24 protein-coding genes, 1 tRNA gene and 1 pseudogene are annotated in these 24,098 nt (G+C 66.0%); 21 read left to right on the plus strand and 5 right to left on the minus strand.

The genetic code is table 11. The features are described 5' to 3' along the window. Window positions 1-4: 4 nt before the first annotated feature. The 3 genes from PEM_RS05805 to PEM_RS05815 all read left to right on the plus strand — a co-directional run bounded on the left by PEM_RS05805 (window position 5) and on the right by PEM_RS05815 (window position 2,058). Window positions 5-619 carry a YqaA family protein gene (locus tag PEM_RS05805; protein ID WP_111127151.1) on the plus strand — a complete coding sequence of 205 codons (615 nt, stop codon included), beginning with the start codon at window positions 5-7 and terminating at the stop codon, window positions 617-619. Beyond that, the gene (locus PEM_RS05810; RefSeq protein WP_005416034.1) at window positions 616-1,398 is read left to right on the plus strand and encodes a peptidoglycan DD-metalloendopeptidase family protein; all 783 of its coding nucleotides are present in this window, start codon (window positions 616-618) and stop codon (window positions 1,396-1,398) included. Before PEM_RS05805 ends, PEM_RS05810 begins: the two co-directional genes overlap by 4 nt. Before the next feature lie 171 nt (window positions 1,399-1,569). Beyond that, on the plus strand, window positions 1,570-2,058 hold the full coding sequence (locus tag PEM_RS05815; protein ID WP_005416035.1) for a hypothetical protein: 489 nt from the start codon (window positions 1,570-1,572) through the stop codon (window positions 2,056-2,058). Between the two features lie 28 nt (window positions 2,059-2,086). Here the strand turns inward: PEM_RS05815 and PEM_RS05820 are convergent, their stop codons facing one another. Then, the gene (locus PEM_RS05820) at window positions 2,087-2,461 is read right to left on the minus strand and encodes an Mth938-like domain-containing protein (protein ID WP_005416036.1); all 375 of its coding nucleotides are present in this window, start codon (window positions 2,459-2,461) and stop codon (window positions 2,087-2,089) included. Window positions 2,462-2,474: 13 nt separating this feature from the next. Continuing rightward, complete coding sequence (gene yhbY, locus PEM_RS05825; protein ID WP_005416037.1) at window positions 2,475-2,780, minus strand: ribosome assembly RNA-binding protein YhbY; 306 nt, start codon at window positions 2,778-2,780, stop codon at window positions 2,475-2,477. Between the two features lie 65 nt (window positions 2,781-2,845). Between yhbY and rlmE the strand changes: the two genes are divergently transcribed. From rlmE to PEM_RS05910, 15 genes are all read left to right on the plus strand, one after another. Next, the gene (gene rlmE / locus PEM_RS05830; protein WP_005409014.1) at window positions 2,846-3,478 is read left to right on the plus strand and encodes a 23S rRNA (uridine(2552)-2'-O)-methyltransferase RlmE; all 633 of its coding nucleotides are present in this window, start codon (window positions 2,846-2,848) and stop codon (window positions 3,476-3,478) included. 69 nt (window positions 3,479-3,547) lie between these two features. Continuing rightward, complete coding sequence (gene ftsH, locus PEM_RS05835; protein WP_005416038.1) at window positions 3,548-5,482, plus strand: ATP-dependent zinc metalloprotease FtsH; 1,935 nt, start codon at window positions 3,548-3,550, stop codon at window positions 5,480-5,482. 102 nt (window positions 5,483-5,584) lie between these two features. Then, window positions 5,585-5,770, plus strand: a complete 186-nt coding sequence (locus PEM_RS05840) for a hypothetical protein (protein ID WP_005416039.1) — start codon at window positions 5,585-5,587, stop codon at window positions 5,768-5,770. 605 nt (window positions 5,771-6,375) lie between these two features. Beyond that, window positions 6,376-7,272: a dihydropteroate synthase gene (folP, locus tag PEM_RS05855; protein ID WP_111128159.1), complete on the plus strand. Its 897-nt coding sequence runs from the start codon at window positions 6,376-6,378 to the stop codon at window positions 7,270-7,272. Further along, complete coding sequence (gene miaA, locus PEM_RS05860) at window positions 7,272-8,225, plus strand: tRNA (adenosine(37)-N6)-dimethylallyltransferase MiaA (protein WP_111128161.1); 954 nt, start codon at window positions 7,272-7,274, stop codon at window positions 8,223-8,225. The genes folP and miaA overlap by 1 nt, the downstream gene beginning before the upstream one ends. 96 nt (window positions 8,226-8,321) lie before the next feature. Next, the gene (gene hfq / locus PEM_RS05865) at window positions 8,322-8,597 is read left to right on the plus strand and encodes an RNA chaperone Hfq (protein ID WP_004152891.1); all 276 of its coding nucleotides are present in this window, start codon (window positions 8,322-8,324) and stop codon (window positions 8,595-8,597) included. 14 nt (window positions 8,598-8,611) lie between these two features. Further along, window positions 8,612-9,922 carry a ribosome rescue GTPase HflX gene (hflX, locus tag PEM_RS05870; protein ID WP_005416042.1) on the plus strand — a complete coding sequence of 437 codons (1,311 nt, stop codon included), beginning with the start codon at window positions 8,612-8,614 and terminating at the stop codon, window positions 9,920-9,922. A gap of 125 nt (window positions 9,923-10,047) precedes the next feature. Beyond that, a complete protein-coding gene (locus tag PEM_RS05875) occupies window positions 10,048-10,542 on the plus strand; it encodes a nicotinamide-nucleotide amidohydrolase family protein (protein WP_005416043.1) in 495 nt (164 codons plus the stop codon). A 34-nt stretch (window positions 10,543-10,576) separates the two neighbouring features. Then, complete coding sequence (ubiB, locus tag PEM_RS05880; protein ID WP_111128176.1) at window positions 10,577-12,259, plus strand: 2-polyprenylphenol 6-hydroxylase; 1,683 nt, start codon at window positions 10,577-10,579, stop codon at window positions 12,257-12,259. Window positions 12,260-12,467: 208 nt separating this feature from the next. Next, a complete protein-coding gene (gene lexA, locus PEM_RS05885; protein ID WP_111128162.1) occupies window positions 12,468-13,103 on the plus strand; it encodes a transcriptional repressor LexA in 636 nt (211 codons plus the stop codon). Between the two features lie 204 nt (window positions 13,104-13,307). Further along, window positions 13,308-14,345, plus strand: coding sequence for a recombinase RecA (recA, locus tag PEM_RS05890; RefSeq protein WP_005416046.1), 1,038 nt, complete (start codon window positions 13,308-13,310; stop codon window positions 14,343-14,345). A 110-nt stretch (window positions 14,346-14,455) separates the two neighbouring features. Further along, window positions 14,456-14,947 carry a recombination regulator RecX gene (gene recX / locus PEM_RS05895; RefSeq protein WP_005416047.1) on the plus strand — a complete coding sequence of 164 codons (492 nt, stop codon included), beginning with the start codon at window positions 14,456-14,458 and terminating at the stop codon, window positions 14,945-14,947. 109 nt (window positions 14,948-15,056) lie between these two features. Further along, window positions 15,057-17,705, plus strand: coding sequence for an alanine--tRNA ligase (gene alaS, locus PEM_RS05900; RefSeq protein ID WP_111128164.1), 2,649 nt, complete (start codon window positions 15,057-15,059; stop codon window positions 17,703-17,705). A gap of 147 nt (window positions 17,706-17,852) precedes the next feature. After that, window positions 17,853-18,056 carry a carbon storage regulator CsrA gene (gene csrA, locus PEM_RS05905; RefSeq protein WP_004152909.1) on the plus strand — a complete coding sequence of 68 codons (204 nt, stop codon included), beginning with the start codon at window positions 17,853-17,855 and terminating at the stop codon, window positions 18,054-18,056. 78 nt (window positions 18,057-18,134) lie between these two features. Next, window positions 18,135-18,227, plus strand: a tRNA-Ser gene (locus PEM_RS05910). A 119-nt stretch (window positions 18,228-18,346) separates the two neighbouring features. Here PEM_RS05910 and PEM_RS05915 read toward each other — a convergent pair. Further along, window positions 18,347-20,677, minus strand: a complete 2,331-nt coding sequence (locus PEM_RS05915; RefSeq protein ID WP_119706074.1) for a TonB-dependent receptor — start codon at window positions 20,675-20,677, stop codon at window positions 18,347-18,349. Between the two features lie 223 nt (window positions 20,678-20,900). Between PEM_RS05915 and PEM_RS05920 the strand changes: the two genes are divergently transcribed. Beyond that, window positions 20,901-21,383, plus strand: a complete 483-nt coding sequence (locus PEM_RS05920) for a hypothetical protein (RefSeq protein WP_005416092.1) — start codon at window positions 20,901-20,903, stop codon at window positions 21,381-21,383. Window positions 21,384-21,496: 113 nt separating this feature from the next. On the opposite strand, the pseudogene aceE reads toward PEM_RS05920, so the two are convergent. Beyond that, window positions 21,497-21,790: pseudogene (aceE, locus tag PEM_RS05925) on the minus strand (pyruvate dehydrogenase (acetyl-transferring), homodimeric type); the annotation flags it as partial. Between the two features lie 244 nt (window positions 21,791-22,034). Then, window positions 22,035-22,334: a hypothetical protein gene (locus PEM_RS05930; RefSeq protein WP_065179451.1), complete on the minus strand. Its 300-nt coding sequence runs from the start codon at window positions 22,332-22,334 to the stop codon at window positions 22,035-22,037. 139 nt (window positions 22,335-22,473) lie between these two features. Between PEM_RS05930 and PEM_RS05935 the strand changes: the two genes are divergently transcribed. After that, the gene (locus PEM_RS05935) at window positions 22,474-22,989 is read left to right on the plus strand and encodes a sigma-70 family RNA polymerase sigma factor (RefSeq protein WP_005416095.1); all 516 of its coding nucleotides are present in this window, start codon (window positions 22,474-22,476) and stop codon (window positions 22,987-22,989) included. Beyond that, complete coding sequence (locus PEM_RS05940; RefSeq protein ID WP_111128167.1) at window positions 22,986-24,008, plus strand: FecR domain-containing protein; 1,023 nt, start codon at window positions 22,986-22,988, stop codon at window positions 24,006-24,008. The genes PEM_RS05935 and PEM_RS05940 overlap by 4 nt, the downstream gene beginning before the upstream one ends. Window positions 24,009-24,098: the final 90 nt, after the last annotated feature.

Consider the following 24,098-nt stretch of genomic DNA (forward strand, 5'->3'; position numbering starts at 1 on the left):
TTGCATGAAGATTTTCGGGCCGCTGTACGAGCGGGCGATGAAGTGGGCGGCGCACGAACGCGCGCCGACCTACCTGACGGTACTGAGTTTCTTTGAAGCGATCATCTTCCCGGTGATGCCGGAAGTGATGCTGGCACCGATGTGCGTGGCCCAGCCCAAGCGTGGCTGGTGGTTCGCCACCCTCAGCCTGGCGGGCTCGATGGTCGGCGCGCTGGTTGGTTACGCGCTGGGTCATTACGCTTTCGAGGCGATCAAGCCGGTGTTCGAGGCGCTGGGCATGCTTCCGGCGATCGAGCAGGGCATCACCACCGTGCAGGCGAAGATGGCCGAATCGCCGTGGGCGGTGTTCACCTTCCTGGTGCTGGGCGGCTTCATGCCGATCCCGATGAAGGTCTTCACGTGGGCATCGGGTATCGTCGGCGTACCGATGCCGCAGTACCTGTTGAGCATGTTGATCGGTCGTGGCAAGCGCGTGTTCGTGCTGGCCGCGGTCATCCGTATCGGTGGTGCGCGTGCCGAAGCGTCGCTGCGTCGCTGGATTGAACCGCTGGGCTGGATCGCCACCGTGCTGGTGGTGGTGCTGATCGCCTGGCTTGTATGGAGGTCGAAGTTCGCATGAATCCTGATCGTCTGAGCAAGGGAGTGCGCATCGGCGCGCTGGCGTTGCTGGTTTCCACACTGGCCGCCTGCGGTACCGCCACCGTGGTCCGCCCGGGCGGCGGCAACGCTGGCGGCGTGACCACGCCGAAGACCTCGGTACCCAAGCCCGGGCAGACCGTGGTGGTGCGCAAGGGCGACACCATCTATGCGCTGGCCCGCATCCATGACATCACCCCGGCCGACCTGATTGCCTGGAATCGTCTGGACAACCCGTCGACCATCTACCCCGGCCAGGTGATCCGCCTGTATCCGCAGGGGGCCACCAGCGGCCGTGCGCCGACCACGGTGGTCACCCCGCCGCGTTCGGCTGGCAGCAGTGGCGGCAGCACCGCGCCGGCCCCGGCGCCGGTCGGGCCGGTGAAGAGCAACATCGCCTGGCGCTGGCCAGCCGATGGCGCGATCGTCGGCCGCTACGTTGCCGGTGACGCGACCAAGCAGGGCGTCGACATCGCCGGCACCAGCGGCCAGCCGGTCAAGGCAACCGCCAACGGTGTGGTGGTGTACTCCGGTGCCGGCCTGGTCGGCTACGGCGAACTGATCATCATCAAGCACAGCGACCAGTGGCTGTCCGCCTATGGTCACAACCGCAAGCGCCTGGTCAATGAAGGGCAGAGCGTGAAGGCTGGCGAGCAGATCGCCGAAATGGGCCGCACCGGTGCGAACCGCGACATGGTCCACTTCGAGATTCGCTACAACGGCAAGCCGGTCGATCCGCAGCAGTACCTGCCGGCACGTTGACGCGGTTGGAACAGGGAGTGCCGGGCCATGCCTGGCGTTCCTGACCTGTAGAGCCGTGCTCGACTCAGCGACTGCGGAGCGGTCGTTTGCGATCCTGTGTGCCGCAGGCTCACCTTCACGGCGGACCGGATACCCGGCATTCTTGAGCGGTCCCAGTCGACCCGGTACCCCATGCTGCGTCCTGCTTCCGTTCTCGCCTTGCTGATCGTCGCGCCGCTGGTCACCGCGGCCAGCGATCCGCGCGACGTGGTCACCCGTCTTTACGCCGTAGTCCAGGCGCCGGCTTCAGATGAAGCAGCCATCCCGCCGTTGCTGGGCGATGCCCTGCGCTCGGCGGTCGATGCGCAGCATGCTTACGAGCGGGCCTGCACCGCGCTGGCCGCGCGCGACGAGAAGCCGCACATGCTCGACCAGAGCCTGTATCTGCTGGCGCCGGACCGACCGGACACGGTCGCGGTGGGAATGCCCGAATCGAGGGGTGACGCGACCTGGATCCGCGTCGACATGGCAGTGGGCGACTATCGATGGACCGACCGGGTCCTGCTGCAGCGGCAGGACCGGGACTGGAAGGTCATGGATATCCGCTGGGGGCAGGGCGGCCACCTGATCGGCCGGCTCCAGGAGTTCTCGGCATTCCGCTGCGCGCCTTCAGGCCGCTAGGGGCCGGAGGCACCGGTGACTCGAGAACTCAGCCTTCCAGAATGAAAGCAGCCGCGACCTTGCGGCCTTCGCCTGCCAGGATGTTGAAGGTGCGTGCGGCGGCTGGATTGTTCATCACTTCCAGGCCGATGCCGCGTGACAGGCAGGCGGCCATCACCACCGCCGATGGGAACACCTGGCGGTCACCGGTACCCAGCACGATCAGCGCCGGGTTCAGCGCCAGGATCGGCTCCAGGTCCGCCAGCTGCAACGCAGCGGCGCTCGCCACCGGCCAATGCGCGACCAGCTGGTCCGGGGTCAGGAAGAAGCTCCCGTCCAGCACCTGGTCATTGACCTTGGCCGAGCGGCCATCGGCGGCGCGCAGGCTGTAGGCGTAGTCGGGCGGTTCGTGGTTCAGCTGCATGACGGTAGGGCGATCAGCCGCGCGGCAGCACGATCTGGCGCTGTTCCCTGCTCGGGCGGTACAGCACGGCGACGTGGCCGATGCGCTGCACCAGAGCGCTCTCGGTGGCTTCGACGATCTCGCCGATCATCACGTCACGGGCGTCGCGATCCTCGGCAGCGACCTTCACCTTGACCAGTTCGTGGCGCTCCAGCACTTCGTTCAGCTCAGCGATGAAGGCCGGGGTCACACCCTTGCCGCCGGTCTGCAGCAGGGCCTTCAGGTCGTGGGCTTGGCCGCGCAGGAAACGGGTCTGGGAAGCGGTCAGGGCGATGGACATGCAGGAAAACACGGTTGAATGGGGCGATCAGGGTATCATGAGGACCCCATCAGCCCCTATTTTCAATGGCTACCCGCAGCAAAAGCAGCCAGCGCTGGCTCAAGGAACACTTCTCCGACCCCTTCGTGAAGAAGGCGCAGGCCGAAGGCATGCGCTCGCGCGCCGCCTACAAGCTCGAAGAGCTGCTTGAACGTGACCGGCTGCTGAAGCCGCACATGGTGGTGGTCGACCTCGGCGCGGCGCCGGGTGGCTGGTCTCAGCAGGTTAGGAGACAGATCGGCGACACCGGCCGCGTGCTGGCCCTGGACATCCTGGACATGCCGCCGCTGGCCGGCGTGGAGTTCCTTCATGGTGACTTCAGGGAAGAAGCGGTCCTATCGCAGTTTGAAGCCATGCTCGGGGATCAGCCGGTAGACCTTGTGCTGTCGGACATGGCCCCCAATAAGAGTGGTGTGGGCGCGGTCGACCAGCCGCGGATGATGCACCTGGCGGAGCTGGCCCTGGATTTTGCCGACAACCACCTGAAGACCGGTGGGGCATTCCTGATCAAGCTGTTCCAGGGCGAGGGCTTTGACGACTACGTGCGCGACATGCGCCGCCGGTACGACAAGGTCTCCATCCGCAAGCCGGAAGCCTCGCGCAAGCGCTCTCCCGAGGTGTACGCCTTGGGTCAGGGAAAACGCGCCCACATGAAGTAAGCTCGCAATGTACGCAAGTTCGACCCCCACGCAACGCCAGCACTGAGAGGAACACCGGAGCCAATGAGGATGAACGACTTGACCAAGAACCTCCTGCTATGGGTGGTCGTCGCCGTCGTGCTGATGGTGGTCTTCCAGAGCTTCTCGCCGAAGTCCTCCGGAGCCGGCGCGCAGGGTGCGTCGTACTCGCAGTTCCTGGACCAGGTGGACAGCGGCAACGTGCAGAAGGTCGCCTTTGGCGGCGACATGCGCGGCGGCACCAGCCAGCTGACCTACACCACCCGCGGCGGGCAGACATCCACCATCACCGCACCGTTCGATCGCGACCTGATCAACGTGCTGCGCACCAAGAACGTGGAGATTGTGCAGGAGGAGCCGTCCAGCGGCATCTCCCTCGGCGCGATCCTGATGAATTTCCTGCCGGTCATCCTGATCATCGGCTTCTGGTTGTTCATCATGCGCCAGATGCAAGGCGGTGGCGGCGGTGCCAAGGGCGCGATGTCCTTCGGCAAGTCGCGCGCCAAGCTGCAGGGCGAGGACCAGATCAAGGTCACCTTCGCCGACGTCGCCGGCTGCGACGAGGCCAAGGAAGAAGTGGGCGAGCTGGTCGACTTCCTGCGCGACCCGTCCAAGTTCACCAAGCTGGGTGGCAAGATTCCGCGCGGCGTGCTGATGGTGGGCCCGCCGGGTACCGGCAAGACGCTGCTGGCCAAGGCCATCGCCGGCGAAGCCAAGGTGCCGTTCTTCTCGATCTCCGGTTCGGACTTCGTGGAAATGTTCGTCGGCGTCGGCGCCAGCCGCGTGCGCGACATGTTCGAGCAGGCCAAGAAGCATGCCCCGTGCATCATCTTCATCGACGAAATCGACGCCGTCGGTCGTCACCGTGGCGCCGGCCTGGGCGGTGGCCATGACGAGCGCGAGCAGACCCTGAACCAGCTGCTGGTCGAAATGGATGGTTTCGAGGGCGGTGAAGGCGTGATCGTGATCGCCGCCACCAACCGTCCGGACGTGCTGGACCCGGCGCTGCTGCGTCCGGGTCGCTTCGACCGCCAGGTCGTGGTTGGCCTGCCGGACGTGAAGGGTCGCGAGCACATCCTGAAGGTGCACATGCGCAAGCTGCCGCTCGCCGACGATGTCGAGCCGATGGTGATCGCGCGGGGTACCCCGGGCTTCTCCGGTGCTGATCTGGCCAACCTGTGCAACGAGGCGGCCCTGTTCGCCGCGCGTGGCAACGAGAAGGAAGTCCGCATGGACCACTTCGACCGTGCCCGCGACAAGATCCTGATGGGTGCCGAGCGCCGCTCGATGGCCATGAGCGAAGAAGAGAAGACCCTGACCGCCTACCACGAAGCCGGCCACGCCATTGTCGGCCGCCTGGTGCCCGAGCACGACCCGGTCTACAAGGTCACGATCATCCCGCGCGGCCGTGCGCTGGGCGTGACCATGTACCTGCCGGAGGGCGACAAGTATTCGATGAACCGCGTGGCGATCAAGTCGCAGCTGTGCTCGCTGTACGGTGGTCGTGTGGCCGAGGAGCTGATCTTCGGTGCCGACAAGGTCACCACGGGCGCTTCCAACGACATCGAACGCGCCACCAAGATGGCCCGCAACATGGTCACCAAGTGGGGCCTGTCCGACCAGCTCGGCCCGATCGCCTATGGCGAAGAGGATGACGAGGTGTTCCTGGGCCGTTCGGTCACCCAGCACAAGAGCGTGTCCAACGACACCGCGCGTCGCATCGATGAGGAGGTGCGCAAGATCCTCGACGAAGCCTACGCGCGCACTACCGAGCTGATGACGGCCAACCTGGACAAGTTGCACGCGATGTCCCAGCTGCTGCTGCAGTACGAGACGATCGACGCGCCGCAGATCGACGCCATCATGGAAGGCCGCGATCCGCCGCCGCCGGCTGGCTGGAGCAAGTCGAACAAGGATGGTGGCAACGACAAGGGCGGCGACGCCCGCCCGCTGCCGCCGATCGCGGGCCCGGCCGAATCGCACTGACGGCCCGCTGCGCGTGACACCAGACGAGGCCGGGGCAACCCGGCTTCGTCGTTTCCGGGCTACCGGCCCATTCCGAAGAACCGAACTGACGCTGGAGCCCGCATGTCTGCCCCGAAGCCCGAACCGATTTCCCACACCGCCGAAATGGTCATCGCCACCGTGGTCGGCGTGGGTGTGGGCCTCGGAGCCGACAATCTGCTGTTGGGCTGCGTGGTGGGTATCGCGGTCGGCATCGTGCTGAGCATCGCCAGGACCCTGTACGTGGACCGCAAGCGTCGCCGCCGTTGAGGGGTATCGGCAGGGCTGCGCCCTGCACCCGTGGTAGTGCCGGCCGCTGGCCGGCAACCTCAGCAGCAACAGCAACAGCAACAGCAACAGCAACAGCAACAGCAACATTCCGTGGTTTGGCGGGGCGGTGTCGGAGGGCGGGGACGCCGTGAACCCGTCCATGGGGGCTTGGCAGCCGCATCCATGCGGCTGACACCCCGCCCTCCGACACCGCCCCACCTCTGACAGATTTCTGCTGCTGTTGGTGGGTGTCGACCTTGGTCGACACGGTAGATCCACGCCATGCGTTGATCAATCTCCATCGAATTCGAATTTCTCGAGAATTGAACGAAGAGCATCCACGCATGGCGTGGATCTACTGAAGATCGCGGAAGACTGTCGAAGGCGGGGTGGGTCCGGTTGCGGGAGTGTCCGCGGCATGGATGCCGCGGCCAAGCCCCCATGGACGGGTTCACGGCGTCTCCCGCAGCCGGACCCACCCCGCCTACCCTCAGGAAACCAGCTTCTGCTGTTGCTTGGGCTTTTGCTGTGGCCGTTGCCTCGGCGGGTGCAGGGCGCCGCCCTGCCGAACTAAACTACCCGCCGTTGTTCCAGCAGGATTACCGATGTTCGATACCTCGTCCCAGCTCGATTGCGCCGGCCGCATCCTGCGCCTCGACCGTGCCCAGGTCATGGGCATCGTCAACGTCACCCCGGACTCGTTTTCCGATGGCGGCGCGCACGACACCACCGAGGCCGCAATCGCTCATGGCCTGAAGCTGGTCGAGGAGGGCGCGGACCTTCTCGATATCGGCGGCGAATCGACCCGCCCGGGCGCCACGCCGGTATCGGTCGAGGAGGAGCTGGGCCGGGTGATTCCGGTGATCGAGCAGCTGGCGGCCCGGACCCATGTGCCGATCAGCATCGACACCTTCAAGCCGGAAGTGATGCGCGCGGCCGTGGCCGCTGGCGCCGGCATGATCAACGACATCTTCGGCCTGCGTCAGGAGGGTGCGCTCGAGGCCGCTGCGGAAACCGGCGTGCCGGTGGTGCTGATGCACATGCAGGGCGAACCGGGCCACATGCAGGCCGATCCGCACTACGACGATGTGGTCGGCGAGGTGCACGGCTTCCTGGTGCAGCGCCTGTTCGCTGCCGAGATGGCAGGCATCGCGAAGAAGAACCTGCTGATCGACCTCGGTTTCGGCTTCGGCAAGACCACCGGCCACAACATGACCCTGCTGGCGCGTTCGGAGCGCTTTCTGGAACTGGGCGTGCCGATGCTGGCCGGCCTGTCGCGCAAGCGCAGTCTCGGTGAACTGACAGGTCGCGATACGCCGTCCGAGCGGGTAGCGGCCTCGGTGGCCGCGCACCTGATCGCGGTCCAGCGTGGCGCGCGCATCGTACGCGTGCATGACGTGGCGGCCACAGTTGATGCGCTGAAGATCTGGCAGGCGGTGCAAGCCGTACCGACGCCGCGCGCCGACGCTGCGCCGACGATCCGCTGGCCGGACGAAGACTGATGGGTATCGATCGGCGGCCACTGGCGATCGCCGTGATGGGGCCGACCGCCAGTGGCAAGACCGCCACTGCGATCGCCCTGGCACGGCAGCTGGATGGGGAAATCGTCAGCGTCGACTCGGCACTGGTGTACCGCCACCTGGACATCGGTTCGGCCAAGCCCGATGCGACGGAGCGCGCGCAGGCGCCGCACCATCTGCTGGACCTGCGTGACCCCTGGCAGACCTACTCGGCGGCCGAGTTCGCCGCCGATGCCGGGCGGGTCGTGGCCGACATCGTGGCGCGTGGCAGGACGCCGATCCTGGCCGGTGGCACTGGCCTGTACTTCCGGGCGCTACTGCAGGGCCTGTCGCCGATGCCGGAGGCCGACCCGGCAATGCGCGAAGCGCTCAGCGCCGAGGCGGCCGAGCGTGGCTGGGCGGCACTGCACTCCGAGCTGGCCAAGGTCGACCCGGCCGCCGCCGCACGCATCCATGCGACCGATCCGCAACGCATCCAGCGGGCGCTGGAGGTCTATCGCCTGACCGGTATCCCCATTACTGAATGGCAGCGCCGGCCGGGCGTAGCGCCATTGCCGGTGCGCACCCTCAAGCTGATCCTCGCTCCACGCGACCGTGCGGTTCTGCACCAGCGCATCGAGGCGCGCTTCGACGCCATGCTGGGGCAGGGGTTCCTCGACGAGGTGCGGGCATTGCGCGCGATGCCGGAAATGGCAGCCGTGGAGGCGCCGTTGGACCTGCCGGCAGTGCGTGCGGTCGGCTATCGGCAGGCCTGGGAGTACCTGGACGGGGAGGGTGATGCCGCCCGTTTCCGTGACAAGGCGATCTTCGCCACCCGGCAACTGGCCAAGCGCCAGCTGACCTGGCTGCGCGGCGAGCTTGATGCGCGCTGGTTCGACCCCCATGTTGATGGGGAGCGCCTTGCCAGCGCGGTGTCGACCTTCGTCGCACGCTGAATCCCCGCCAGCCGTGTAACATCATCGGTCGGCGGGCGGCTCGGGGGCCGCGGCAACCGTCGGCAACCCAATAAGAACAATAATCAGGAGTGTGCAATGTCCAAGGGGCAATCGCTGCAGGATCCATTCTTGAACGCACTGCGGCGCGAACGCGTGCCGGTTTCGGTGTACCTGGTGAACGGCATCAAGCTGCAGGGCACGATCGAGTCGTTCGACCAGTTCGTGGTCCTGCTGCGCAACACGGTCAGTCAGATGGTCTACAAGCACGCCATTTCCACCGTCGTTCCGGCACGCAACGTGAAGGTCGGTCCGGGCGGTGGTTACGTGCAGTCGGGTGAAGGCGGTCAGGCAGGTGATGAAGCAGACGAGTAATACCGGAGCGGTGAATGTTTGACCGCTCGAAAAAGGGTGAACACGCCCTGTTGATCCAGCCCCATTTCGGCAAGCTGGAAGACGATGTGCTCGAAGAATTCGGTGATCTGGCCCGCTCGGCCGGGGCCAGCATCGCCGCGACGATCACTGCGCGCCTGGACCGTCCGAATCCGTCGACCCTGATCGGCAGCGGCAAGCTGGACGAGATCAAGGCTGCGGCCGACGCCAGCGGGGCCGACCTGATCCTGGTCAATCATGCATTGAGCCCGGGCCAGGAACGCAACCTGGAACGTTTCCTCGAGCGCCGGGTGATCGACCGCACCGGCCTGATCCTGGACATCTTCGCCCAGCGTGCGCACAGCCACGAAGGCAAGCTGCAGGTCGAACTGGCACAGCTGCGCCACCTGGCTACGCGGCTGGTGCGCGGCTGGACCCATCTGGAGCGCCAGCGCGGCGGTTCGATCGGCCTGCGCGGCCCGGGTGAAACCCAGCTGGAAACTGACCGCCGTCTGCTGCAGAAGCGGGTGGAGCAGCTGCAGAAGCGCCTGGAAAAGGTCGAAGTGCAGCGCACCCAGATGCGCCGTGCGCGTGTGCGCAGCGAGCTGCCGCGCGTTGCCCTCGTGGGCTACACCAACGCCGGCAAGTCGACCCTGTTCAACGCCATGACCGGCGCTGAGGCCTATGCCGCCGACCAGCTGTTCGCAACGCTGGATCCGACCGTGCGCCGCATCGCGGTGCCGGGGGGCAACGTGGTGCTGGCCGATACCGTCGGTTTCGTCCGCGATCTGCCGCATGATCTGGTCGCGGCGTTCCGCTCGACCCTGTCCGAGGCGCGCGAGGCCGACTTCCTGCTGCATGTGGTCGACGCTGCCGATCCGCACCGCGAGGAGCGCATCGCCCAGGTCGACGAGGTGCTGACCGCAGTCGGTGCCGGTGACCTGCCGCAATTGCTGGTGTTCAACAAGATCGACCGCATCGACGGTGCCGACGTGCGCCACGATGGCCAGGACGGTATCCCGGATGAGTCGCGTCGTGAGCGGGTGTGGATTTCCGCGCGTGACGGGCGGGGGCTGGAGTTGCTGCAGGCGGTGCTGGGCAAGCGCCTGGGCCTGCAGCATGTCACCGGCGAACTGCGCCTGCCGCCGGATGCCGGCCGCCTGCGCGCGCGCCTGCACCAGCTGGAAGTGATCCGCAGCGAGCAGGCTGATGAGGAAGGCTGGCTGCTGCATGTCGACTTGCCGATTGCCGAAGCCGAGAAGCTGGCCGCCAGTGCCGACGGCGCACCGATCCGGGCGCTGCTGCCGGAGAAACTGCCGGAGTGGTGAGGTAGCACCTGGCAGGGCCGGCGAGTGGCGGCCGCCGGCCGGCAGCGCAACCGTCCCGGATGGGCGCGACATCTGCCTGTCATCTGCGGTACAACGTGCAGGTTCTTCACCCCACCGTCATGCCGATGTCCATCCCCACCGACGCTGAACTCAATATCCAGTCCGCCGCGCTTGGGCAGCGCCTCGAGCAGGCCTCGCTGCAGCTGGTGACCGCTGAAAGCTGCAGTGGTGGCTGGATTGCAAAGTGCATGACCGACATCGCAGGTTCGTCGGCATTCTTCGACTGCGGCATGGTGGTCTACAGCTACGAAGCCAAGCAGCGCCTGCTCGGCGTGCGCGCACAGACGCTGGAGCAGTTTGGCGCAGTCAGCCGCGAAACCGTGCTGGAAATGGTTTCCGGTGCGCTGGTCAACTCGGGGGCCGGCATCGCGGTGGCAGTGACCGGCATCGCCGGTCCCGGCGGCGGCAGCCCTGGCAAGCCGGTCGGCAGCGTCTGGATCGGCTGGAAGCGGCGCGGCGGCTACGCCCGCGCCGAGCTGTTCCAGTTCGAGGGCGACCGCGAAGCCATCCGCCGGCAAACCGTGGCGGCGGCATTGCGCGGCATCGACGCCCAGCTGTGACATGCTGCTCCGGTAATCGTCCGGAGCACGCATGATGTGGGAAACGCTGGGCACGGTCCGTGACCTGGGCCGACTGCAGGAAATTGCGGTTGTCCTGATCCGCTATGGTTTCGGTGACGTGGTGCGGCGCATCGGCCTGGCCACCACGCTGGAGCGCGCTGGGCGCCTGCTGCACTGGAACGAGGATCGCCAGGAACTGCTGCGGATGACCGCGCCGGTGCGCGTACGCAGCGCGATGCAGGATCTCGGCCCGACCTTCGTCAAGCTCGGTCAGGTGCTGGCGACGCGCGTCGACCTGCTGCCGCCGGAATGGATCGCTGAACTGTCCGAGCTGCAGAACGCGGTACCCGCGCTGCCGTATGCCGATATCCGTGAGCAGCTGGAGGCCGACCTGGGCGCCTCGCCTGCAGACGTGTTCGCCTTCCTCGATGAAACCCCGATGGCCGCCGCCTCGCTGGCGCAGGCCCATCGCGCGCGCCTGCATGACGGCCGCGAGGTGGTGCTGAAGGTACGGCGCCCGGGTATCCGCGACGTGGTCGAGGCCGACCTGCGGTTGCTGGCGCGCCTGGCCGAAATCGTCGAGGCGCGGCTGCCGGACCTGCGCCGCTATCGTCCGGCCGAGGTCGTGCAGCAGTTCACCGTGTCGCTGCGACGCGAGCTGGATTTCGCCGCCGAATGCCGCAACGCCGAACGCATCGCACGCAACTTCAACGGTCGTGACGACATCCTGATCCCCAGCGTGCACTGGCAGTGGACCTGTGAAAGCCTGAATGTGCAGGACTTCGTCGACGGCATTCCCGGGCGTGACCTGGCCGGCGTCGATGCGGCGGGCCTGGACCGGCGCGAACTGGCTCGGCGCGGTGCCGGCATCGTGCTCAAGATGGTGCTGGAGGACGGCTGCTTCCACGCCGACCCGCACCCCGGCAACATCTTCTACCTGCGTGACGGCCGCATCGGCGTGATTGACTTCGGCATGGTCGGCGCGTTGTCCGAAGTGCGCCGCTTCCAGGTCGCGCAGCTGCTGCACGGGCTGGTCGAGCAGGACCCGCAGAGCGTGGCCGATGTGCTGCTGGACTGGGCCGGCGGCGTGGAAGTGGACGAGAACCGCCTGCAGCACGACATCAGCCAGTTCGTCGACCAGTATCGCGGCGTGCCGCTGAAGGACCTGCGCATTGGCCTGATGCTGGGCGATATCACCCAGCTGCTGCGCAGCTACAGCCTGACCCTGCCGGCCGATCTGGCGCTGATGATCAAGGCCTTCCTGACCCTGGAAGGCATGGGGCGCCAGCTGGACCCGGATTTCGACATGGCCAGTGCCGCGCGCCCGTTCCTGGAACGGGTGGTGCTGCAGCGCTATGCGCCCAAGGCGCTGCTCAAGCGTGGCCGACGCAGCCTGCTGGGCCTGGTCGACTTCGCCGGGGAACTGCCGCGCGACCTGCGCAAGCTGGTCCAGGCGGCACGCCGCGGCCGCCTCCAGCTGAAGGTGGAAACCACTGCGCTGCAGGGCTTTGGCGAACAGGTGAATCGGGCAGCGAACCGGCTGGTGATGGGTATCGTCACCGCCGCGCTGATCATCGGGTCCTCGATCGTGATGCACAGCGTTGGCGGGGTCTCCAGTCGCTGGCTGCTGGCACTTGGCGTGTGCGGTTTCATCGGCGCCGGCTTCTGCGGCGTGTGGATCCTGTTCTCCATATGGAGGAGCGGCAAGCACACATAGTGTGCTTGCCGCAGCGGTTCCCCATCGGAACCGTGGAATCGCTGCGCGATCCCTGTAGGGCCGACCGCTGGTCGGCTGCTCTTGCTTTTGCCTTTGCCGCCCGGCCATTGGCCCAACTGCCGAGCATGGCTCGGCACTACAGATCCCATCACCTGTTTGTCGTACCCGGCACTTGCAGTTGTGTGAGTTAGTAGTAATACTACTAACCATGGACCTGACCGACACCCAGCAGGCGATCCTGCAGTTGATCGCCGAGCGTATCGAGAGCGAAGGCGCACCGCCGTCGCAGACTGAAATCGCACGCGCGTTCGGCTTCAAGGGCGTGCGTGCGGCCCAGTACCACCTGGAAGCCCTGGAGCAGGCCGGTGCGATCCGTCGCATCCCGGGCCAGGCTCGCGGCATCCGCCTGGTGCAGGCACCGCCGGTCGGAAAGCTGGCCGAGCCGGGCCTTCCGGACAGCGTGCTGCGCTTGCCGGTGCTGGGCCGGGTCGCTGCCGGCCTGCCGATCGGTGCCGACATCGGCTCCGACGATTTCGTGGTGCTGGACCGGGTGTTCTTCTCGCCGGCGCCGGACTACCTGCTGAAAGTGCAGGGCGACTCGATGATCGATGAGGGCATCTTCGACGGTGACCTGATCGGCGTGCACCGCACCCGCGACGCCCGTTCCGGGCAGATCGTGGTGGCCCGCATCGATGACGAGATCACCGTCAAGCTGCTGAAGATCGCCAAGGACCGCATCCGCCTGCTGCCGCGCAATCCTGATTACAAGCCGATCGAGGTGCTGCCGGACCAGGATTTTGCGATCGAAGGCCTCTATTGCGGCCTGCTTCGGCCCAATCGTTGACCCGCTCCATGGTGCATTACCCCGCGGTCTTTTGTGGCGATTCTCTGGTTCCACTGAGGTTGGTACGGATGTCCGATAATTCTTTTCAGAGCGCCGGGCAGAATCTCAGCCTGTGCGATACGTCCGACTTAAAGTGAACCCATGGCAAAGAAGACCCCCAAAGACAGCACCCCCAACGACATGACCTCTGCAAGGACCAATACGATGGACGAGAACAAGAAGCGCGCCTTGGCTGCTGCTCTGGGCCAGATCGAGAAGCAGTTCGGCAAGGGCTCGGTGATGCGCATGGGCGACCGCGTGGTCGAGCCCGTCGAAGCCATCCCGACCGGTTCGCTGATGCTCGACATCGCACTGGGCATTGGCGGTCTGCCGAAGGGCCGTGTCGTTGAGATCTACGGGCCGGAATCCTCGGGCAAGACCACCCTGACTCTGCAGGCCATCGCCGAATGCCAGAAGATGGGCGGTACCGCGGCCTTCATCGATGCCGAGCACGCGCTTGACCCGATCTACGCCGCGAAGCTGGGCGTGAACGTGGACGACCTGCTGTTGTCGCAGCCGGACACCGGTGAGCAGGCGCTGGAAATCGCCGACATGCTGGTCCGTTCGGGCTCGGTTGACATCCTGGTGGTCGACTCGGTCGCCGCGCTGACCCCGAAGGCCGAAATCGAAGGCGAAATGGGTGACCAGCTGCCGGGTCTGCAGGCCCGCCTGATGAGCCAGGCGCTGCGCAAGCTGACCGGCAACATCAAGCGTTCGAACACCCTGGTGATCTTCATCAACCAGCTGCGCATGAAGATCGGCGTGATGATGCCGGGCCAGAGCCCGGAAACCACCACCGGCGGCAACGCGCTGAAGTTCTACGCCTCGGTCCGCCTGGACATCCGCCGTATCGGTGCGATCAAGAAGGGCGATGAGATCATCGGCAACCAGACCAAGATCAAGGTCGTCAAGAACAAGCTGGCGCCTCCGTTCAAGCAGGTCATCACCGAGATCCTGTACGGCGAAGGCATCAGCCGCGAGGGCGAACTGATCGACATGGGCGTGGATGCCAAGCTGGTCGAGAAGGCCGGCGCCTGGTACAGCTACGGTGAAGAGCGCATTGGCCAGGGCAAGGACAATGCCCGCGGCTACCTGCGCGACAACCCGACCGTCGCCGCCAAGCTCGAGGCCGAGCTGCGTGAGAAATTCCAGCCGGCCGAAGCGGCCCGCGAGGAAGGCGACGACGAAGGCGACGACGAGTAAGGCTTGCTGTGGGGCAGGGCGGCGCCGTCAGTGACGTCGCCCTGTCCCGCAGGTTCGAATCGCCCAGGGATGGGCAGGGCGCCAAGGACGGCGCCACCCTTGGAGCATCGATGTCCGACGCCGAAGACATTCCTACCGGCCGCAAGCGCCGGCAGCGTGAGCAGACTCCCGTACAACGGGCGCTGGGCCTGCTGGTCCGCCGCGAGCACTCGCGCAAGGAACTCACCCGCAAGCTGACCGCCCGTGGCATCGAAGACGAAGCCGCGCAGGCCGCTGTCGCCAAGCTGACCGAAGCGGGCTGGCAGGACGACACCCGTTTTGCCGAGAACCTGGTGCGGATGCGCGCCAATACGGGTTATGGCCCGATCCATGTCCGCGCCGAGCTGGGCACCCATGGCCTGGACAGTGCCGCGATTGCCGCGGCGATGGACAGTTACGATGGCGACTGGCAGGAAAATGCCCGTGATCTGGTCCGCCGGCGCTTTGGCGAGGCCGGTCCGCAGGACCTGACGCAGCGGCGCAAGGCCGCCGATCTGCTGGCCCGACGGGGCTTCGACGGCGACAGCATCCGCCGTGCGACCCGCTACGACCCGGATGACTGAGACTGGCGGCGCCGGGCCTGATACCCTTTAGGTTTTCGGCGCTCCCTCGCGACCCTGGCCAACACGGCCGGTGGTCCGGGTCCGCCGGCCCGCAGACTGCCAGCCCCCAATGAACGCATCCGCCAAATTCACGACATCCCAGATCCGCAGCGACTTCCTTGAATTCTTCAAGGGCAAAGGCCACACCATCGTGCCCTCGGCGCCGCTGGTGCCGGGCAATGATCCGACCCTGCTGTTCACCAACTCCGGCATGGTGCAGTTCAAGGACGTGTTCCTTGGCGCGGAGAAGCGTAGCTACGTGCGCGCGGCCGACGTGCAGCGCTGCCTGCGCGCGGGCGGCAAGCACAACGATCTCGACCAGGTCGGCTACACCGCACGCCACCACACCTTCTTCGAAATGCTGGGCAACTGGTCGTTCGGCGACTACTTCAAGAAGGACGCGATCGCCTGGGCCTGGGAACTGCTGACCCAGGTCTGGAAGCTGCCGGCTGAACGCCTGTTGGTCACCGTCTACCAGACCGATGACGAAGCCTACGAGCTGTGGCGCGACATGGTCGGCGTACCGGAAGAGCGCATCGTGCGCATCGGCGACAACAAGGGCGCACCGTTTGCCTCGGACAACTTCTGGCAGATGGCCGACACCGGCCCGTGCGGCCCGTGCACCGAGATCTTCTACGACCACGGTGACCATATCGCCGGTGGCCCCCCGGGTTCCCCGGATGAAGACGGCGACCGCTTCATCGAAATCTGGAACCTGGTGTTCATGCAGTTCGACCGCCAGCCCGACGGCACCCTGGTGCCACTGCCGGCGCCGTGCGTGGATACCGGCATGGGCCTGGAGCGCCTGGCGGCGATCCTGCAGCACGTGCACACCAACTATGAGATCGACCTGTTCCAGGCACTGATCCGCAAGGCCTCCGAGCTGACCGGCACCGCCGACCTGGAGAACAAGTCGCTGCGCGTGATTGCCGACCACATCCGCGCCTGCTCGTTCCTGATCGTCGACGGCGTGCTGCCGTCCAACGAAGGCCGGGGTTACGTGCTGCGCCGTATCATCCGCCGCGCCCTGCGCCACGGCTGGATGCTGGGCGTGCGCCAGCCGTTCTTCAGCAAGCTGGTGCCGACGCTGGTCGAGCAGATGGGCGAGGCCTATCCGGAACTGCCGGCTGCGGTGGACACTGTCACCCGTGCGCTGCAGGCCGAGGAAGAGCGTTTCGCCGAAACCCTCGATGCCGGCATGAAGATCTTCGAGGACGTGGCCGGCAAGGCCAGCAATGGCGTGATCCCGGGCGTTGACGCCTTCCGCCTGTATGACACCTATGGCTTCCCGCTCGACCTGACCCAGGACATCGCCCGCGAGCGCGACCTGACCGTCGACATCGCCGGCTTCGATGCCGCGATGGAGCAGCAGCGCGAGACCGCGCGCGCGGCCGGCAAGTTCGGTGGCGGCGTGACCCTGCCGGCCGAGCTGGTGGCGACCCTCAGCCCGACCCAGTTCCTGGGCTATGACCGCCTGCAGGCCGACGGCCTGAGCGTGCTGGCCCTGCTCAAGGACGGTCGTCCGGTGCAGTCGGCCGATGCGGGTGACGCAGTCATCGTCATCACCAACCAGACCCCGTTCTACGCCGAGTCCGGCGGCCAGGTCGGCGACACCGGCGTGCTGACCGGCAACGGCGTGCGCCTGGTGGTGGAAGACACCCAGAAGTTCGCCGGCCAGTTCCATGGCCATGTCGGCACCCTGTCCGAAGGCGGCCTGAAGGTCGGCGATGTGCTGTCCGGCCAGGTCGATGGCGAGCGCCGTGGTGCCACCATCCTCAACCACTCGGCCACCCACCTGCTGCACGCCGCGCTGCGCGAAGTGCTGGGCACCCACGTGCAGCAGAAGGGCTCGCTGGTCGCGCCGGACCGCCTGCGCTTCGACTTCTCGCACTTCCAGCCGATCAGTGCCGACGAACTGGCGGTGATCGAGCGCAAGGTCAACCAGCAGGTGCGTGCCAACAACGCCGCCGAAGTGCACACCATGGGCATGCAGGAAGCGCTGGACTTCGGCGCGATGGCCCTGTTCGGTGAGAAGTACGGTGAGCAGGTGCGCGTGCTGAAGATGGGTGACTACTCCACCGAGCTGTGCGGTGGCACCCACGTCAACCGTACCGGCGACATCGGCCTGTTCAAGATCACCTCCGAGGGTGGCGTCTCCGCGGGCGTGCGCCGCATCGAGGCCGTCACCGGCCAGGGCGCGCTGGACTACGTGGACGCCGAAGAGGCCCGCCTGGCCGAGGCCGCTGAGCTGCTCGGTGGCAGCGCTGCCGACGTGGTCGAGAAGATCCGTGCCCTCGGCCAGCGCCAGAAGCAGCTGGAGCGCGAACTGGAAGGCGTGAAGGCCAAGGTTGCTGCGGGTGCCACGGCCGACCTGTCCGGCCAGGCCGTCGAGGTTGCTGGCGTGAAGGTGCTGGCCGCCCGCCTGGAGGGCTTCGACGCCAAGGCCTTGCGTGACGCCATGGACCGCCTCAAGCAGCAGCTGGGCGACGCGGTGATCGTGCTGGCCGGCGCCCAGGACGGCAAGGCCGCCCTGGTCGCAGGCGTGAACGGCAGCGCAATGGGCAAGGTCAAGGCCGGGGAACTGTTGTCCCATATCGCCGGTCAGATCGGGGGCAAGGGCGGCGGACGCCCGGACCTCGCCCAGGGTGGTGGCGAGGACGGGCCCGCCCTTGCCACTGCGCTGGCTGCAGTCGTCGAATGGGTCAGCCCCCGCCTGTGATGAACCTGGCCGTCCCCCTCCTTGTAGGAGCGGGACGGCTGACGGTACCATTGCGAATCTTTTCCCTTTGTCGTGGTAGCGCTTCTTGACGGAGCGTCAAGCCGGTGGGGGATACCCTTCCACACGGTTCCATGGAGACTTACAAAAATGTTGATCCTGACTCGCCGCGTCGGCGAAACCCTGATGATCGGAGACTCGGTGAGCGTCACCGTGCTTGGCGTCAAGGGTAACCAGGTGCGTATCGGCATCACCGCGCCGAAGGACGTCGCTGTGCATCGCGAAGAGATCTATCAGCGCATCCAGCGTGGTGATGAAGCCGGTGGCACCGGTAGCGAAAATTCTGCCGAATAACGCTTTACCTTCGCACTCGATTAACGTTATGATTCACGCCCCGCTGAGGTGCAACGCACCAGACGCGGAGAAAACCCCGGAGTGATGCCCGAGTGGCCGAAGGGGCTCCCCTGCTAAGGGAGTATAGGGTCAAAAGCTCTATCGAGGGTTCGAATCCCTCTCACTCCGCCAGATACAAGGAAGCGCCTGCAGATCATCGATCTGCAGGCGTTTTTCTTTGCACGGATGCAGGTCCCGGCGTGCCATCCAGCGATCATTGATCGCTGGATGGTGGCCGAATCAGGCTCTCCTCAGAGCTTTAGCGTCACACCCACCTGGAAGCCCCGCCCCGGCAGTGGCGCGATGTATTTCAGTGGCGAGTTGTGTGGACGCGCTTCCTCATTGAGCAGGTTGCTGCCGTTGACAAACACTTCCATGCCGGCGATGTAGCTGCTGCGCACCGGCAGTTCGCGGCTGACCTGCAGGTCAACCAGGTTGAACGCATCCAGCGGGATCTCCTCGCTGACGTTGCGGCCGAGGTACTCCTGCGTGTCGTAGTAGGTGCTCGACAGCTGCGCCTTCCAGCCTTCGCGCTGCCATTGCAGGTTGGCGCCGTAGCGGTTGGTCGGCATGTTCGGCAGGTACTCGCCATCGTTGTGGGCGCGCAGCGGATCGGGGTGGTCGGCCTTGTTCTTCACCAGATCGGCGAAGGCAGAGATGTTCAACGTGCCATAGCGGCCCAGGTCAAGTGCCTGCGATGCGTCGATCTCGAAACCCTTCACCGTGGTGTCGGTCTGCTTCCAGTACTTGAGCGGCAGACGGTTGGCGGTCTGCAGGCCGGAATGGCCGAGGTAGAGATAGTTCTCGTACTTCATCCGGTAAGCAGTGGCCGACAGTTCGAAGCCGCCGATGTGGAACAGGCCGGTCAGCTCCAGGTTCTTCGCGCGCTCCGGCTTGAGGTTCTGGTTGCCTTCTTCCTGGGTCATCACCGAATAGTGTGCGTTGCTGGCATACAGCTCGTTGATCTCCGGTGCGCGCTGCGAGGATGCGTAGCGCACCTTGGCGGCGAACAGAGGACCGAGCTCGACACGGGAGCCCACGCTGTAGCTGTTGAGCCGGTAGGAACGGTCCTGCAGCTTGGTATTGGCGGCGTTGCGTGCGGTCCTGAAGCGGCTGGGCTGCAGCTCGTGGTCGATGCGCTCGTGGCGCACACCTGCATCGAAGGTGGCCCAGCCGACGTCCAGTGCCTCTTTCAGGAACACCGCGTTGCTGCGGGTGTCGACGTCGGGCAGGTAGCGCAGTGAACCGCCGCCGGTGACCTGTCGCGACTGGTGGCTGAAGCCGAGCAGGCCGCTGAGCGGCCCGAGCCGCAGGTGACTGAGCAGCAGTTCGACCTGGCTGCTTTCGAAGTCGTAGTCATTGGCCTTGGATGCACCGAGGCGCTCGCCCGACGTGTTGTCCAGCCTGGAAACTCGCAGCTCCGCGCGCTCGAACCACGGCAGCGGATCGCGCAGCAGGGCTTCCAGCGCGTAGCGTTCCTGCTTGATCACCACGCCCACCGGCAGGCCATCGGCATCGTTGGAACCGAACGACAGATTCTGCATCGAGAAGCCCGGCACGCCGTACTCGCTGTCTTTGGCATCGATGCTGACACCCGCGTAGCCACGGTCGAAAAACAGCGTCGACCCGAAGGCCACCTGCGAGTTGCGTGCGTAGCTGTTGCCCAGCCGGTGATGGTAGTCGGGCGTGACATCGTTGTTGATCTGCTTCTGCACGTACGACGGCGTGCCGGGCACGTAGGCCGGGTTGGCCGGATTGATGTAGGTGCGGCGCTGCCAGACCGAGGTCGGATGGTTGGTGTAGAACGAGAAGTCGCCATCGGCCCAGTCCGGATTTTCGCTCATGAACTGGTCGATGTAGGGCTGCGAGGCCTTGTTGTAGATCTGCTGGACGCGCGCCTCTTTCTGGCAGCTGTCGGCCAGCGCCGAGTTGACGCCGCCGGTCGGCGGGAACAGGCGGGTGTTGCAGACGGCGGCCTTGCTGTTGCCCGGGATGTCGTAGTGCGAGATGCGCTGACGCGAGACCTGCAGGTTGGTCGAGAGGTTGCGCTGGTTGTTGAAGTTCATGCGGAAGCCCTGCGCGTCGGCGGCATTGAAGCCCTTGCGCAGGATCAGTTCCATCGACTGCTCCTTGTCTCCCATGCGGCGCGGGATCAGGCCCGAATCGATCTCCACGCTGCCGCCGATCGCATTGCCGCCATAGCGCACGGCGTCCGAGGACTTGTTGACGGTGACGCTGCGCACGAACAGTGGATCGAACGGAATGTTGATGTCGCCGCTGATCGCGTTCATGCCGAGGATGGACTGGCCATCCTGCAGGATCTGCACGCGGTTGCCGCTGAGGCTGCGGATGACCGGGGCGCCCGCGTTCGGCCCGAAGGCGCTGTTCTGCACGCCGGAGACATGTTCGAGCACGCTTCCGAGGGTACGGTTCTGCGCCTGTGGATTATCGACGGTGACCCGGCTGTCGATGCGCGAGAGCGGGGAGGCCTGTACCTGGAGGGTGGGAAGGGTAGGCGCGTCCGCAGCGTGGGCGGTGTGGACGGCGAACAGGATGGCGGCAGCAAGCAGGTGGCAACGCATGGCAGGACTCGTGACATAGAAGTGAAATGTTATAACGTAACTATTTGTATCGACAAGGACGTGATGAGGCCTTGCCGCCAGACCTGAATCGCGGGAGGCGCGAACGAGGTTGCCGCGCGTTCAGCGCCCTGCCTTGTGCGGGGCCCCGATGCTGTGCACGATCCGAAGCGCTGCGCCCCACAACGCGTCACGCAGCACCTTCTTCACTGGAACGGAGCAACGTATGAAGCTGTTGTCCGCTGTGTTGTTGTGTGCGTGTTCGCTGCCGGCCGGGTCGGCGCTGGCCGTGGAAGCGTCCCCGTCGCCGCTGCTGGGGCGCTGGTCGCTGGACACCGCGACCTCGGCACTACCCGAGGCGCAGCGTCCGAAGCAGGTGGTGCTGGAGTTCAAGGACGCCGGCGGTGGCCGCTGGAGCTCACACGTGGATATCGTCCTGCACGACGGCAAGACCATGAAGTCCGACGGCACGTTGGCGCTGGATGGCACGCCGGGTGCCTTGTCCGGCACCTACGGCGCGGACAAGGCAAACCTGAAACTGCCGGCCCCGAATACGCTGGTGATGCAGTTGGTGGATCACGGGACGCCCGCCTCCACCCGCATCTACACCGTGGCGGATGACCGGGCGACGATGACCGAGACCAAGGCGTTCTACGGCCACGACGGCACGCCGATCCTGCAGACCAATCTGTTCAAGCGCATGCCGTAGCGATGCTGCGTTCACCAGGCTCGCACAACGGGCGTGGTGAACGCAGCCGCCTTACACCGCGGCCGGATCGTGCTTGCCAGTGTCGATGCCGTACTTGTCGACGGTGTCCTGCATCCAGCACGCAGCACCATCACCATCGCGTTCCAGCGGATCATCGCGTTCAGGCGGCGCTCGATGGCCAGGTCACCGGGATAGGGCGGCTGGCGTTCGGGCGGGATGGTATTGACGTAGGCCGTCCATGCGCGGGTATGCAGGTCGCCGTGCTGTTGCGCGTCCAGATCGCTCAGCCGGTCGATCAGGTAGTGCGCGCGTGGCCGGCCACCGGCCTGCATCACCGCCTCCAGCGATTCACACCACTCCCGCGTTTCCAGCGGGTCGGTATCGAAGGGGATCAGGGCTTGGTTCATGACTGTCTCCAGAGGGCGCCGTTTGGACGTCTGCCTGAGCGACAACACCATCAGGGCGCACAGCACTGGAGCGGGGTCGCAACGGCAATGCCGTGACGCGAAGGGCGACCGTGGCGGCCACCGAGAAGACAAGCGTAGGCCTGGCCCCGCGGCTTCGATAGGCGGGCCCGGCTTGGGTCTCTGGCAAGCAAGGGTTGGTGCCGGGCGCCGCATCATGTGCGGATGCACTGCGTACCACCGCAGATCAGGCCGGGTACAGTCCAGGCAGGAACATCGGGATGACCGCCACGCCGACGCACAGCAGGCACCAGGCGACGATGGGCAGCCAGCGCGCCAGACGCTGGGCCGGTTCTGGTACGCGACCGCCGCCGATCCACAGCAGCAGCGTGAGCACGCCCAGTGCATAGGCGAGGGCGACGATCACCGGATGCACATGGATGACCCGGCTGGGCGGCCACATCTGCTGCTGGTAGGCGGTGGTGTGGGCGACCAGCAGCAGGAACAGCAGGCTGCTGAAGGTGTGGATGGCGGTGCGTGCGTTCATTGCTGGGCACTCCTTGTGCCGGCTGCCGGGACATTGCAGGGGCGGCATTCTAGCGGCTGCCTGCCGGTCGTTGAAACGCCACTGTCATCGATGGCGGTCACCCTGCTGGGCTTTCCAGCCTCGGGGTGGTTGGCCGGCCGTGAACAGCGTGAGGATCTGGGAGAAGAGCTACGAACTGCGGCGCCGGCTGCTGCGTGGCTTCTTCCTGCGTCGCGGTTCGGCCAGCGAAGATGCCGAAGACCTGGCGCAGGAGGTCTATCTGCGGCTGCTGCGCAGCACCGGCGAGGATGCCGACGCGGTCGAGAACCCGGAAGCCTACCTGTTCACCGTGGCGGCCAACCTGGCGCGCGAGCACGCCCGCGTGCGGTCGTCGCTGCCGCCGCTGGAAGACATCGATCTGCTGGCCGAAGTGCTGAAAAGCGAAGAAGACATCGAGCGCGAATTCGAGCGTGCGCAGCGCTGGAACGATATCCGCAGCACCATCGCGCGGTTGCCGGCGACCACGCGCCGGGTGATGGAGCTGCACTACCGCGACGGGCTGGATTGCCCGGGAATCAGCCAGCAGCTGCAGGTGTCGGTGCACATGGTGCGCAAGCATATCGGCAAGGGGCTTGACGCCTGCAGGAAGGCGCTGGGCGCCAGGGAGCTCACATGAATCGGTATCCATCACGCAGGCCTGACGACGAGGTCGCACGTGAGGCGGCGCACTGGTTCCTGTGCAATCGCGAGGGGGTGCTGGACAAGGCCGGGCGTGTCGCGTTCCTGGACTGGATGAAGCGCTCGCCCGAGCATGTTCGCGCCTACATGCGCGCGCTCGCGTTGCACCGGCAGGTGGGCGAGGCGCTGCAATCGCCGTTGGCTGATGAGGCGCTGGTGCCACCGCGGCAGGTCGCCGCCAAGGTGGTGCCGCTGTTCGGTCGTGCGCACGCGCCGCCCCGCGCCGTGCTGCGTCGCGGTCGCGTGCGCTGGTGGATGGTCTCTGCCGCGGCCTGTGTTGCCCTGATCGGCGTGGGCCTGGTTCCGCAGGTGATGCCCACCCAGCAGCTCTACAGTGCCGGGCATGGTGAACTCCGCGACCTGGTGCTGCCCGACCAGACCCAGGTGCGGCTCAACGCGGACAGCCGACTGCGGGTACGCATGGGCTGGTTCAGCCGAAAGGTGGAGCTGCTGCAGGGGGAGGCCACGTTCGACATCGCCCGCGACCGTCGTCCGTTCGAGGTGGAAGTGAACGGCCTGGAGATCCGGGATATCGGCACGGTGTTCGATGTATCGCGACGGCTGCAGAGCACACGCATCGGCGTCGTCTCCGGCGAGGTCGAGGTCTGGAGCCAGGGCGCGGGTGCCCACCGCCTGGCCCAGCTGGAGCAGGGCCGGGTGGTGCAGGTCGATGCGCGAAGCCATGCCGTCGAGTCAGTGGACATGCCGCTGTCGATGCTGCTGGACTGGCAACAGCGCAAAGTGTCCTTCCTCGATGAGCGGCTCGATGAGGTGGCAGCTGCCTTCAACCGGCACAACCAGGTGCAGGTGCGCGTGCTGGACGAAGGCGCGGCATCGGCACGGTTGTCCGGCAGCCTCGATGCGCATCGCATCGGTGCGCTGCAGGCCTTCCTCGAACGCGACCCACGCTTCGTGGTGAGGCGCGAAGGCGACACAGTGCGGGTCGGCAGTCGCTGAGGCCCGCGCGGTGGTGGGCTGTCAGAAAAAATTCATCGAATCCGCGTTCTCCACTTCGGTGGATGCGGGCTCTTACTTGGAAGAAGCCGC

Origin of the sequence: Stenotrophomonas sp. Pemsol, from assembly GCF_003586545.1 — a bacterium.
Classification (GTDB): Bacteria; Pseudomonadota; Gammaproteobacteria; order Xanthomonadales; family Xanthomonadaceae; genus Stenotrophomonas; species Stenotrophomonas sepilia.